General features: G+C 40.4%; 7 protein-coding genes and 2 pseudogenes. 8 read left to right on the top strand and 1 reads right to left on the bottom strand.

The window, feature by feature from the left end:
- Nucleotides 1-86: 86 nt before the first annotated feature.
- The 6 genes and pseudogenes from AB9N12_RS01210 to AB9N12_RS01185 all read left to right on the top strand — a co-directional run bounded on the left by AB9N12_RS01210 (nucleotide 87) and on the right by AB9N12_RS01185 (nucleotide 10,425).
- Nucleotides 87-3,531, top strand: a pseudogene (locus AB9N12_RS01210) (TonB-dependent receptor).
- Nucleotides 3,532-3,553: 22 nt separating this feature from the next.
- Nucleotides 3,554-4,945, top strand: coding sequence for a RagB/SusD family nutrient uptake outer membrane protein (locus AB9N12_RS01205; RefSeq protein WP_369889115.1), 1,392 nt, complete (start codon nucleotides 3,554-3,556; stop codon nucleotides 4,943-4,945).
- A 27-nt stretch (nucleotides 4,946-4,972) separates the two neighbouring features.
- Nucleotides 4,973-6,940: a PQQ-binding-like beta-propeller repeat protein gene (locus AB9N12_RS01200; RefSeq protein ID WP_369889114.1), complete on the top strand. Its 1,968-nt coding sequence runs from the start codon at nucleotides 4,973-4,975 to the stop codon at nucleotides 6,938-6,940.
- A 117-nt stretch (nucleotides 6,941-7,057) separates the two neighbouring features.
- The gene (locus AB9N12_RS01195) at nucleotides 7,058-8,116 is read left to right on the top strand and encodes an MBL fold metallo-hydrolase (protein WP_369889113.1); all 1,059 of its coding nucleotides are present in this window, start codon (nucleotides 7,058-7,060) and stop codon (nucleotides 8,114-8,116) included.
- Nucleotides 8,117-8,136: 20 nt separating this feature from the next.
- Nucleotides 8,137-9,036, top strand: a complete 900-nt coding sequence (locus AB9N12_RS01190) for a glycerophosphodiester phosphodiesterase family protein (protein WP_369889112.1) — start codon at nucleotides 8,137-8,139, stop codon at nucleotides 9,034-9,036.
- Between the two features lie 12 nt (nucleotides 9,037-9,048).
- On the top strand, nucleotides 9,049-10,425 hold the full coding sequence (locus tag AB9N12_RS01185; protein WP_369889111.1) for an MFS transporter: 1,377 nt from the start codon (nucleotides 9,049-9,051) through the stop codon (nucleotides 10,423-10,425).
- Between the two features lie 146 nt (nucleotides 10,426-10,571).
- Here AB9N12_RS01185 and AB9N12_RS01180 read toward each other — a convergent pair.
- A pseudogene (locus tag AB9N12_RS01180) lies at nucleotides 10,572-10,982 on the bottom strand (PD-(D/E)XK nuclease domain-containing protein); the annotation flags it as partial.
- Between the two features lie 170 nt (nucleotides 10,983-11,152).
- Here AB9N12_RS01180 and AB9N12_RS01175 point away from each other — a divergent pair.
- Together AB9N12_RS01175 and AB9N12_RS01170 are read left to right on the top strand one after the other, a co-directional pair.
- Nucleotides 11,153-11,809, top strand: coding sequence for a DUF2490 domain-containing protein (locus tag AB9N12_RS01175; RefSeq protein WP_369889110.1), 657 nt, complete (start codon nucleotides 11,153-11,155; stop codon nucleotides 11,807-11,809).
- 305 nt (nucleotides 11,810-12,114) lie between these two features.
- The gene (locus AB9N12_RS01170; protein ID WP_369892779.1) at nucleotides 12,115-14,022 is read left to right on the top strand and encodes a fimbrillin family protein; all 1,908 of its coding nucleotides are present in this window, start codon (nucleotides 12,115-12,117) and stop codon (nucleotides 14,020-14,022) included.
- Nucleotides 14,023-14,322 lie beyond the last annotated feature (300 nt).

The raw sequence follows: 14,322 nt of genomic DNA, 5'->3' as shown, positions 1-14,322 counted from the left end.
ATTCATAAGCTTCGACCCAAATGAATAACGTATCGCGCATTGCTTGTTTTTAATAACTTTAGTCAATTACTAAAACGCACAAATTTATGAATAATCTTCTTATTTGTAAAGGGATAAGTAAAAATAGCTATCCGTTTTTAGCTTTTTTACTATTCACCTTCATTTTAATATCTCCGACTACTGCTCAGACATTGAAAGAGCATGATATTACGCTTCGTGTGCAAAACGAGCCGGTAGAAAGAGTTTTCAATCAAATCAGCAAACAGACTAATTTTAAGTTTCTCTATGATCAGGAGACGGTGGACAAGGCTCCGAGAGTTTCTTTCGACATTAAAAATGCTTCATTAAAACAGATCCTGGAAGAAATTACGGTTCAGACCCAGCTTTATTTCAATAGGACCGATCATACAATTGCTGTCAGCAAACAGCCTCTTAAAAAAGAGGAAACAGCTCAACGTACACGTACTATACAAGGTATTGTTGCAGATGATAAAGGAGAACCGTTGATTGGTGCCAGTGTGCAGATTAAGGGAGAAGGTAATGGTACGATTACCGATATTGACGGACGTTATTCAATCATGAATGTACCGGAGTCTGCTACATTGACCATCTCTTATATTGGATATAAAACGGTAAATATCTCTGCAAAGGATAAAAATACAGCGAAAATCACATTGGTAGAAGATAGTAAGATGATTGACGAGGTAGTAGTGGTGGGATATGGAGTTCAGAGAAAAAGAGACGTTTCTACTTCTATTTCCTCCGTGAAAGCTGAACAAATTGCGGACGTTTCTGCTTCAGACTTTCGTCAGGCGTTGGCGGGTAAGATGCCGGGGGTACAGGTTACACAGCCAAGTGGTGATCCGGAGGGAAGTGTAAGTATCCGTGTTCGTGGTATTAGTACGGTTAATGCCGGTAGTGATCCTCTTTATATTATTGATGGTGTGCCGGTAGAACGTGGATTTGCCAATTTGAATAATAATGATGTCGAATCTGTGGAAGTTTTGAAAGATGCTTCGTCGGCAGCTATTTATGGCAGTCGCGGTTCCAACGGTGTCATTATTATTACGACCAAGCAGGGACAATCAGAGAAGATGAAAGTGCAGTATGATGGATATTATGGTATCCAAAGTCTTTCGAAGAAACTTTCAATGATGAATGCATATCAGTTTGCAGAATTTGCAAAGGATGGTCATGACAATGCTTATCTGGATGCTAATCCCGGAGGGTCACCGGATGACCCGAACGGAATGCGCCCGAACTCATGGGAGCGCATTCCTACTGAACTATTTCCTTATTTGAATGGTGATAAGGGATTGACTGATACGGACTGGCAAGATGCTATTTTTCGTACAGCTTCTACTACCAGTCACAATGTTTCTATTTCCGGCAGAGGAAAAACAGTCGGTTATTTCATTTCAGCCAACTATTATGATAAAGAAGGTATTATTATTAATTCCGACTTTAAGAAATATAGTATGCGTATGAATTTGGACGGGAAATATAAAAGACTGAAATTCGGTCTGAATTTCTCGCCTTCCTATTCTACTTCCAATCGGGTAGATGCTTCCGGAGCTAATGGTATTGTGCAATCGGCATTGATGATGCCTCCGGTATGGCCGGTGTATAATGCAGATGGTAGCTATAATTATCAGGGAAACGGATATTGGAGAATTGGAAATGACTATCAGCATAATGCCATATTGAATCCGGTAGCGATGGCAAACTTACAATCGGATGTCGTAGACCGTATGGCGATTGTTGGAAAAGTCTTTGCTGAATTGGAATTGTATAAAGGGCTTACCTATAACATTTCTTTTGGTGGCGATTATTACGGTGCTCATAATGACCAATATCGTTCTTCGGAACTTCCTTTATTGGGGCAGAAGTATTATGATGTAAAGTCAAATCCGACAGCCTACAGTTCATCAGGTTTTTATTTCAATTGGCTGGTGGAGAATAAAATCAATTATAACACAACGATTAAAGATGCTCATTCTATCAATGTGGTCTTAGTGCAATCTGCTCAAAAGGAGACATATAAAGGAGAATAATGTGATGGCGACCGATTTCCCGAACGACTATATACAAACAATTTCCGGAGGTACGGTGACGAAAGGTGCATCTGATAAAACCCAATGGACGATTGCTTCTTATCTGGCACGTATGCAGTACAGCTATAAAGGTAAATATATGGCTTCGGCAGCGATTCGTGCAGACGGTTCTTCCCGTTTTGGAAAGAACAATCGGTGGGGATATTTCCCTTCAGCTTCTTTGGCTTGGAGAATAAGCGGAGAAGACTTCTTTATGAAGACCAAGAGCCTGTCGTTTGTTGATGATTTGAAGTTGAGAGCGAGTTATGGAGTGACCGGTAACTTTCAGATTGGCAATTATGATCATTTGTCTCTGATGGCTTTGGATAATTATGTGCTTGGTACAGGAAACGGACAACTGGTGAATGGTTACAAGCCAAGTACCATAAAGAATGCAGATTTGAGTTGGGAAAAGAATGCAATGGTGAATGTGGGTGTTGATTTGCAGATGTTCAAAGGATTGCTGGGAGTGACTGTGGATTATTATAATACCAACACTTCTAATATGTTGTTGAATGTACCGGTTCCCCACTTGACCGGATATAGCACCGCATTGATGAATATCGGTAAGGTAAATAATAGAGGATGGGAAGTTGCATTGACCTCACAGAAGAATATTACTAAAGATTTCGGTTATTCGTTCAATGCCAATTATGCCACTAATACGAACGAAGTGAAAGCACTCGGTCCGGGTAATGCTCCTATCATATCTACCGGTAGCGTAGCTCATGCTTATTACATAACAAAAGTCGGTGAACCTATCGGATGTTATTATCTGTTGGTGCAGGATGGAATTTTCTCCAATAAAGAGGAATTAAAGAAGTATCCTCATTTTAGCAATACTCATCCGGGAGATTTCCGCTTTGTGGATGTAGACGGGGATGGAATGATGGACTTGGATAAAGACCGTACGATCGTAGGTAACTATATGCCCGATTTTACCTATGGGTTTGGTGGTAAAGTCTGGTTTAAGGGATTAGACCTTGATTTTAATTTTCAAGGAGTATGTGGTAATGAGATTCTGAATCTGAATCGTCGTTACATTGATAGCTTGGAAGGTAATGTCAACGGCACCACTATAGCCTTGAACCGTTGGAGAAGTCCGGAAGATACGGGAAACGGGCAGGTGAACCGCGCCAATCGTAAATCTAAGGGGTATAATGGACGCACTTCAACCTGGCATCTGGAAGATGGTTCTTATCTGCGATTGCAAAATGTAACGTTAGGATATACCTTGCCGAAGAATCTGACTCAACGCTTTTTCGTGGAAAAACTGAGAGTTTACGTTTCTGGGCAAAACTTGTGGACTTCGACTGACTATAGCGGATATAATCCGGAAGTAAATGCACGTCCGAGTAATTCTCTTTCACCGGGTGAGGACTATGGAACGTATCCATTGGCTAAAACATTTTTGTTTGGGCTGAATATAACACTTTAATCATCTTTTAAATACATGTTATATGAAAAAATATAAACTAATACTATTCTTGTCAACAGCTTTTTTATCAGTTGCCTGTACAGATAGTTTCTTTGATTTGGAGCCGAGTAGCAGTGTGCCTACCGACAAAGTATATAAGACAGCGGAAGATTTTAATGTAGCCGTGATGGGATGTTATTCCAAATTGCAGACACAGGTATCCTATTTTATAGAGTGTTGTGAATATCGGAGTGATAATCTGACATTGAGCGCGCCGACCGCCGGAACACAAGATCGTTATGATATCGATCAGTTTGCAGATAAAGCCTCTAATGGAATTCTCGAAAGTGCTTGGGCAAACTTTAATAATGGAGTCTATCGTTGTAATCTTGTATTAGATAGGATTGATGAAGCCAACTTCGACGCGACCCTTAAAAAACAATATAAAGGCGAAGCTCTTTTTATCCGTGCCCTTACCTATTTTAATATGTATCGTTTGTGGGGAGGAATACCGATGACTTATAAGGTAGTGACAGTGGCTGAAGCTCTTAATATCGGGCGTAGTTCAGATCAACAGGTTTATGATTTTCTTGTCGGTGATTTGAATCGGATTATTAATGAAAATATGTTGCCGTCTTCTTATGCAAGTGCCGATATGAGACGTGTGACTTCCGGTGCTGCAATGGCATTGCTCGGCAAGATTTACCTGACTTTCCACAAATGGACGGAAGCCCGTAATGTGCTATCCCAACTAGTGGGTCGATATTCTTTGATGACTACTCCCGAACAGGTTTTCGATGTGAACAATAAAATGAATGACGAGATTATTTTTGCCGTTCGTTTTAATAAAGATGTCGAAGGGGAAGGACATGGATATTGGTTCTCTATTATAAACCTGACTGATGATACCAATCAGACAAAGGCTTTGAAAGAGTGCTACAAAGATGGGGATAAACGCAAAGATCTGATTACCTATGTAAAGGTGGAAAACAAAGTATGCGTAATGAATAAATTTAAAGATGTCAAAAGTGAGACCTATAATACAGTCGGTAATGACCAAATTATCCTCCGTTATGCCGATGTGCTGTTGATGTACGCCGAAGCTTTGAATGAAATCAGTTATAGCAATTTGCAGAATTCAGAAGCTATGGTTGCTTTGAATGCCGTACATACCCGTGCCGGATTGTCTCCGCTTCAGATAACAGAACTTCCCGATCAGGATAGTTTCCGTAAAGCGATTATGTTGGAACGTCAACAGGAGTTTCCTTATGAGGGACAGCGTTGGTTCGATTTGGTACGTATGGGAGGTGCTAAAGAGGCTGTGAAAGCAGAAGGACATATTATTCAGGACTACCAATTCCTATATCCTATTCCAAAAACGGAATTGGAAAGAATAAACAACACAGAGCTGTTGTGGCAGAATACAGGATATTAATCGGATTAAACTAAAAGAAATCAGACAATGAAAAAAATAATATATAGCTTGTGGTTCATTCTCACGGTAGTTTTCACTGCTTGTGAAGAAGATCTGCCAAAGGCAAGTTTCGAATTATATGAACTGAAGTCGCTGACAGCAACTGCCGGCGATATGAATGTGACTCTTTCCTGGGAAGCATATGAGAATGCCCGTCCGAATGAATATTTGATTCTTTGGACTTCCGGATCATCAGAAGAGGAAGGAGGTGAGATGACTGTGGATGCAAAAACAATGACTGCGACTATCAATAATCTGGTGAATGATGTTACTTACACTTTTTCTGTACAACCTCGTTATGCAGGAGGGTTGGCCAGTAAAACTACCGTTGCTTGTACGCCGAAGAATGCAAGATATCCGATTTCTGATCTGACGGCAGCAGCCGGCAATGGAAAAGTGCGTTTGAGATGGACGAAACCTGCAAGTGAACGTTTCACTCGCTATCAGGTTACCGTGAATCCCGGTAATCAAATTATCAATTTGGATGATATTTCATTGGAAGAATACATTGTTGATGGTTTGACTAACGATCAGGAATATACATTCAATGTAGTCTGTGTTTATCCTGCAGGCAATTCTATTGCGATGGAAACGTCTGCTACTCCCGGATTGATCTATCCTATTCTCACTAGTACGGAACTGGTTGTGTGGGAGCCTTCTACCTTTGCGTATAATGATATGTATTTCATGGCTGGCGAAGTGAAATCGGTTAGTTGGGATTTTGGGGATGGTACGACATCGGGAGAAAACAATCCGGTGCATGCTTTTGCTACTACCGGTACTTATACAGTGACCGTAACGGTGACTTATGTAAATAATTTCACCGAGTCGGGCAGTCTGACTGTCACGGTCGGCAATTATAAATGGAATTCTGTTGATTTGAACTTCGGTGGGCTTACCGGATATGTAAAGACCTCCAATCCGGTGTTCTCTCCGGATGGAAAAACAATGTATATTCCGACATCCACTCCTGCAGGTCATTTGTTTGCTATCGATGTAGTGAGTGGTGAATTCAAGTGGGTGTTTGCTATCAGTCAGATAACCTATGGGGGAGGTGCATTGGTGGCTCCTGATGGTACAATCTATCAGTGTGTAAGAAATGCCGCCATTAATAATGTATATGCCATTAATCCGAACGGAACTCAAAAGTGGGCTGTAAAATTGGATGCTGCGATAGGAGCTTTTCCTGCATTGTCGGCCGATGGTATTCTTTACTGTCTCACCAATAAGAGTACGCTGTATGCGTTGGATGCATCGAGTGGTGCTATTAAATGGCAACAATCACTTGACGGGGTAACCGGTAGTGCTGTGGCTATCGATAAAGCCGGGAATGTTTATGCAGGTACGAGCGCAGCTATTTATTCTTTTAAACCGAATAAAGAGCAGAACTGGAAATTGGAAGAAGTGAATGTGACAGAACAGGCTGCGTTTGCTTTGAAGGATCAGGTGCTTTATGCGACTTTAAAAGGAGGAGGTGGACTTGTTGCTGTTGATATGACAAACGGAACAAAGAAATGGATGTATCCGATTACAAAAGGAGACGCTTATTTCCCGATTGTTGATAAAGATGGTAATATCTATTTTACAGAAAAGGGATCGAAGACTGTTCATGCAGTAAATGCCAGCGGATCTAAAATCTGGGAGAAAAATGTGGGTAACAATTTAACTTACATTGGAGGTGCTTTGAGTACGGATGGCATTCTTTATATCGGTACCCAGTCGAATAACAAAGTGCTGGGACTTGATATCACCGATGGCAACATCGTTTTTGAGGAGACTGTGGGACAACAGGTCATGGCAGCTGTAACCATCGGTCCGGACAAACGGCTTTATTGCGGAACAATCGGATCTAATAATATCGGTTCTGTAAAGGCGTTTGCTATCAATAAGACATTAGCGACAGACTCCTGGAGTATTCGTGGTGGTGATATTCAAGGTACAAACTGTCAAAAGTAAGCAATAATGTACATCTTCCTTTCTTACGTACGTTGGATATATCGGTTTTCGATGAAGAGAATAGGAGAGGAAAGACTTTCAATAAAATAATTAGTGACTATAAAAATCAGAAATGAGATGGATATAATAAGAAAAATACAATATTTGCTGTTTTGCCTTTTGGCAATAGGTTTTGTGGCTTGTGATGATGATGACAACAGCAGTATCGAAACAGGTCATGAAGGAATTCTTACGCAACTGGCAGAGGAAGTAGATGTCACTGCACAACAGTTGTGGAGTTCTTCTCCTTTGATGGTCAATACCGAACGTATCGCTACTTTGACCAAGCTCCAGGGATATGCGGATCAATGTAAAGATAATTATTTCGTCAATTATCTGAATGGTTTTGAACAGGCGAGTACGAGTATGGAAAAGTGTGATCCGATTCTTTATTTTTATCGGAGTGCATTTGATCGTGTGATGGATGGAATTAAAAACTCAAAAGTAGAAAATGGTACGGTAGCGATCTGGTTACTCTATAATATGGGATATGTGGTAAAAACTCCGTCAGGATGTTTTGCTATTGATATTTCCCATCGTTGGGCGAAAGAACTGGCACCTTATATTGATTTTCTCTGTGTTACCCACAAACATTCCGATCATTATAATAATGATCTTATCCAGGCTATGTTTGATTTGGGTAAACCGGTGTTGTCTAACTATTTGAAAGACAAGACATATCCTTACACTGCAAAGGGGGATAAGGATTATGAAATTGGAAAATTCAAGATTAAAACCTGTATCACAGATCATAACAATGCCGGGTTGTCTAATTTTGTGACAGTGTTTTCAATCGATTGCGGGGAAGATACCGGTCATTTCGTTTTTATGCATGTAGGAGACTCCAATTATAAACCGGAACAATATACGAATCTGACTTCTCATGTGAATGTATTGATACCGCGTTATGCTCCCAATGCACTGACCGAAAATAATATTCTGGGTTCTGGTGCGGGACAGGTGGAACCGGATTATGTCTTGTTATCACATATCTTGGAACTGGCTCATGCAGGTGTTGATGAATCGAGGTGGTCATTGGATATGGCACTCGAACGGGCTTCGAGGATTAACTGTAAACAGACTTATGTACCAATGTGGGGAGAGAAATTAGTCTGGAAAAACAATAAACTGAATTAAAATATTTAATGGTTGAACTTATGAAACGGATATATAACTTCATACTTCTTCTGTGTTTGGTGCAATTGGCTGTTGCCCAAAATAGAATAGCTGAAATCAGAGAAAATCTGCTGGGAAATCATCCGGATAGAATATTGGTTGTATCTCATCGGGCTGACTGGCGTAATGCCCCGGAAAACTCATTGCAAGGTATACAGAATTGCATCGATATGGGTGTCGATATGGTGGAGATCGACTTGAAAAGAACCAAAGACGGACATTTAGTAGTGATGCATGATAAAACGATCAATCGCACCATGACCGGAAAGGGACCGGTGGAAGATTATACATTGGCCGAATTGAAAGCGATGCGTCTTAAAAATGGAGTAGCTTGTAAGACAAGACATCAGATTCCTACATTGGAAGAAGTGATGTTGCTCTGCAAAGGTAAGATCATGGTAAATATTGATAAGGGGTATGATTATTTTCAGGAAGTTTATATTGTACTCGAAAAGACGGGAACGGTTGACCACTGTGTTATCAAAGCCCGTCTTCCTTATGAACAAGTGAAAGCCGAAAACGGCGCTGTATTGGATAAAGTGATTTTTATGCCTATTGTACAGTTGCATAAAAAAGGAGCCGAAGCCATTATTGACAGTTTTCAGACTCACATGAAGCCTGCTGCTTATGAGTTAGTATTTGATAATGATAGTCCGGAGGTTCTGAACCTGATAAAAAAAGTGCGTAATACAGGTTCCAAGTTGTTTATAAATTCCCTTTGGCCTGAATTATGTGGTGGTCGTGATGACGACCGTGCAGTGGAACTTCATCAACCGGACGAAAGCTGGGGATGGATCATTAATCAGGGTGCCAAATTAATTCAAACCGACCGTCCTGCCCTCTTATTGGAGTATCTGCGCAAAAAGAAGCTTCACGATTAAATAGACTTTCTCATGTTGAAACAATTTATAAACTTTTACAAGGTCTCTTCACCGAGGCCTTGTAACGAGGAAGCTTTGTCTTCATCAGGCTTACAGCATCTTCATTCCGACGCCCGTCGCCTGAAATACTTGAAATGGTCTACTTTCCTTTCAGCCACTTTCGGTTACGGCATGTACTATGTGTGTCGTCTTAGCCTGAATGTCGTGAAGAAGCCCATCGTAGATGAAGGAATCTTCTCTGAAACGGAACTGGGAATTATCGGTTCGGTATTGTTCTTTACTTATGCCCTCGGAAAATTCACGAATGGTTTTTTGGCCGACCGTAGCAATATCAACCGTTTTATGACTACCGGTCTACTGGTAACTGCTTTAGTGAACCTGTGCCTCGGCTTTATCCATTCTTTTGTTCTGTTTGCTCTCCTTTGGGGGATTAGCGGTTGGTTCCAGTCTATGGGGGCTGCTTCTTGCGTAGTAGGGCTTTCCCGCTGGTTTACGGATAAGGAACGGGGTTCCTACTATGGATTCTGGTCTGCCAGCCACAATATCGGCGAAGCGTTGACTTTTCTGATTGTTGCGTCTATTGTTAGTGTATTGGGGTGGAGATACGGTTTCTTGGGGGCAGGTATCGTTGGTTTGATTGGTGCATTGATTGTCTGGAAGTTCTTTCATGACACTCCTGAAAGTATGGGCTTTCCTCCTGTGAATGCTCCCAAAGAGAAAAAGGAGGTGAGTGTGACGGAAACGACAGACTTTAATAAGGCTCAACGCCAGGTTTTGTTGATGCCTGCCATCTGGATACTGGCTCTTTCGAGTGCTTTTATGTATATCAGTCGTTATGCTATCAATAGCTGGGGCGTTTTTTATCTGGAAGCGCAGAAAGGATATTCCACGTTGGATGCCAGTTTCATTATTTCCATCTGTCCGGTCTGTGGTATCATCGGTACCATGTTTTCGGGAATCATTTCTGATAAACTATTTGGTGGTCGTCGTAATGTCCCTGCACTGATATTCGGATTGATGAATGTTTTTGCTCTCTGCCTGTTCCTGTTGGTTCCGGGGGTACATTTTGGGGTAGATGTACTTGCGATGGTTCTTTTCGGGTTGGGTATCGGAGTTCTCATCTGTTTTCTGGGTGGTCTGATGGCAGTCGATATTGCTCCCCGTAATGCTTCCGGTGCTGCATTGGGAGTGGTCGGCATTGCCAGTTATATTGGAGCCGGATTACAGGACGTAATGAGTGGTATTCTGATAGAGGGTCAGAAGACTGTTCAGAATGGAGTCGATGTTTATGATTTCACTTACATCAATTGCTTCTGGATTGGTGCGGCTCTACTGTCGGTACTTTTTGCGTTATTGGTTTGGAATGCAAAGCCAAAAGAGAAGGATTAGTTCAGATATACTAAAGATGGCAGATATATTATTAGATTGAAAAACTTGTTTCCAAAAGAGGATAATAAATGTTTGTTTTCAATGGTATCGGTTTTTATTTCGGGAAGTTTGTAGCTACCATTCTTCCCGAAATGTTTTTATCATATTTATGTCATCTCTACCAACCAACGATTGATATTACGAGTTTTCGCACTAAATTCCACACCAACCATTTAAATTGAACTCAAACGGTATAGACATATTGGGTGTTTTGACCACAGCATCGGTACGTCCGCGGGTACTGTGCACCTCCACTTCCGTGAATTGCCCCATCAGTTTGAATACGAGATAGAAGATAACCTGATAATGACGTTCAGTCTGGTCATTCAGTTCATGCGGAATATCGGTAAAGAAAGTCTCCAAATGGGTGAGGAAAGATACATAATCACCTTTTTCCCATTCATCAATGAATTTCCCGATGCAAAATCCTTCCCTGATCGTTGTTCTTCATTGGAGTGTACAAACGGAATAAGGAAATTAATGACCCCGTAACGTATCTCATCGTTAGGAAAGTCAAGTCTGCAAAAGAAGACGCAGGTGTTTCTATGCCATTATAGTTTCCTACGCAAAGATACAATATGAGAATTTAGACAGAATATGAATATAATCTTTTCAGAATCTTTTCAGTATCATGTTTTTCCTTTGCGTAGAATAATTTATTATCTTTGCTACTTTAACCCGAAAATCAATGAATAAAGTAATATTAAATGCTAAGACTTGGCTATTTTTTGTGCTATTGTTTGGAATATCATTTTCCGCATGGGCACAAGGTGATGATTTCAATACATGGACTAAATTCAAGGTGAATCATAAGATAGATCCCCGGTTTTCAGTTTCAGGTGATTTGGAATGGCGCATGAAAGATGATGTAAGTAAATTGGATCGTTGGGGACTTATTGTTGGTGGAAGTTACCGGCCTTATTCGTTTTTGAATCTGGGTATTGGCTATGAAACCCATCTTCGGTATTTGGGTGACCCGGGCTGGAAGTTCAGGCATCGCTATCATATAACTGCTACTGCCAGTTTTCGTTATCAATGGCTGAAAGTAGCTGTAAGGGAAAGATTCCAGCAGACTTTTGATAGTGGTAACTCTGAAACTCGCTTGCGTTCCCGCTTGAAATTTTCCTATGCTCCTACAAAGGGAATTGTTTCTCCTTATTTTTCTGTTGAAATCTATCAGAGTCTGGATGACGCTTCTTTTTGGAGAGCCGATCGTATGCGCTATCGTCCCGGAGTCGAAATTGCTTTAGCCAAACGTTGGTCGTTGGATACATTCTATTGTTATCAATATGCATCTTCACAAGGCAGACATATTGCCGGTATAGAAGTGGGATATTCTTTCTGAAAAGAGTAGGCTCTTAATATAATAATGTGGAAGTTTAATTCTTGGTTACTGACTGTTCGTTTGTAACTTGTTGATTATTTGTGATTTAGATGAAAATGTAAAATATTTCTATAGAAATTATACTTTAATTCGATATTATTATATACTTTTGCTTCCAAGATATCAAAATGGTATCTTGAAATTGATGATTCCACAGGCAACAGACGTGTTGTTTAGTATCCCATAACCGAAAGCTAATACTTCCTTTTATGTTATCCTTTCTGTTCAATCAAAAGTTTCTATTGAGAAATTAAAAAACAAATGTGATGAAATTATTTTGTAACCAGCAAAAGGTCGTGGGTTTACTTGTCCTTTATTCTATCTTACTTAGTGCTTGTGTAAACCATATTTCGGAAGAAGAGGCGGATATAGTTAATAATGGAAATATTCCATTAAAATTTATCGCTGATATTCGTGGGGCGGTTGGTACCCGCATGGCAAATAATCACTTTGATGAAGGGGATGAAGTTGGGTTGTTCGCTCTTGCCGGAGCTACTACAATGCAAGAAGAACGTTATGTGGATAATCTTCGTTTCGTACGTTCATCTAATGGTGAGTTTGAATCTAACGAGTCGGTATACTATCCGGATGATGGAGCAACGTTGAATCTGATCAGTTATTATCCTTATCAAACGAGTGGAGTGGGGAGTGGAGAGAGTACCATGCAGGTGGCGGTTTCAACGACTCAAAATGTGGCTGACGATTATTCACATTCAGATTTTCTGGTTGCTTCTAAAGAAGATGTGTTAGCCAGTAAGGAGGCGGTCGCTCTGACCTATAATCATCAGTTCTTTCGTCTGAAAATTGTTCTTACTCCTGGAGAGGAGGAGAATTTGGAAGATATGTTATCTGTTAAGCCTACGCTTTCTGTAAGTGGCTTTTATACTAAAACAAATTATGATTTTCAGAAAAGGACTTTCTCTGGTTATTCCGAAGAGAAAGATATTGTTCCCGCAGGGGAATGGGAGATAAAAGACGGCCGACTGATAGGAAAAGAATGTATTCTGGTACCGCAGGAGGCGACTCCGGGTTACCAATACATAACATTGGAAGTAGCAGGAAAGCTATATATAAGTATGTTACCGGCTACATTGCAATTAATAAGCGGAAAGCAGCGCGAATTGGAAATACAGTTTGTATCGGCCGAGGATGTCTTGATGAGCAAAGTGAATGGAGAAATCGGAGATTGGGATGGAACTGAAGTCGATCATACCGAATCGGTCGCGCTTCATAAATACATAGATGTTTCGAAGTTGACTTTTGAAAGGTCAAATGTGTATAAAGTGTTACATTCGGGAAAGCAAGTAGCCGAAATATGTATGGAGTATCTTGTTACTTCTGCATTTTCCTCGCAGGCAATCGTTGTCTATCCGATGAAAGAAGATGGTAGTGTGAATTTATCTCAAGGTGTGGTAGTACAGCTGCTAGGGAAATCGGGAACAGTGAATGGAGGAAGTGTTTCATGGAATGTGGAAGAACACTCATTGACCTATGTTGACGGGACTTTACCGATTCGTAATAATGTATATGTGATGGCAGATGGAACCGTTTCTTTATCTGTTACAACGGCAGATGACGTACTCTCTGTTTTGGCTTTGGAGGATATCGTTCGTGATGTACGTGGAGGAGTCATTCATAATTATCCGTTAGTGAAGATCGGAACTCAATATTGGATGCGGGATAATCTGGAGGCTTCTTTGTATACAGATGGTGAAATGCTGCCCAAATTGGATGCAGTAGCGGCAAATGCTACCGGATATTTGCAATCTTTTACCGGGAATTATTATTTCTATACCGCTGATGTTGCTCTTTCCGGTAGGATCCTGCCGACTCATTGGAATATACCGAACTGGGAAGACTGGAATCTTCTAAAAGAGTATCTGAAGGGAGATGTTTCGTTGATAAAATCAGGGACTTGGCTGCCTTTAAAGACCGAAGAGCCCGTACAACCTGCAACTAATTTATCCGGTTTTAATGGAATGCCTATAGGAATGTATGTGGGGATTTTCCAAAGTGATTATGAAAAGAAGCATTTGGGTTATTGGACGCTGGATAACACAAATACAGAGATAGCGCCTACCGTTTTTTATATAAAAAGTAGTACGAATATCATAGAAGAATCTAATGCCGGTGTTGGCACAAAAGCTTTTGCCATTCGTTGTATTAGAAAGTAAATCGATGAAAGACGAAATGCCTTTTTGAAATGTGATGTAGAGCCGGAAGAAATATTACCTTTAATTTGAAATAAAAACTTAAGTTTTTGTGATAAATGTTTGGTTATCTCAGACTAATGCTTTACTTTTGTCGCAGTTAATAAAAGAGAAATGAAATATACAGCTATACATCATCATCATCATTTTCCTGACGAATAATCGGTGGGCGTGGATGATATTGTGGATAACTATATAAACGATAACTAAGGCTTGCCGAATACGGTAAGCCTTTTTTGATTTCTCATGCATATTATATTAAAA

Source organism: Bacteroides sp. AN502(2024) (assembly GCF_041227145.1).
In the GTDB taxonomy this organism is placed as follows: Bacteria; Bacteroidota; Bacteroidia; order Bacteroidales; family Bacteroidaceae; genus Bacteroides.
The sequence above is the reverse complement of the archived record's forward strand: the minus strand, read 5'-3'. Positions and strand labels throughout refer to the sequence as shown.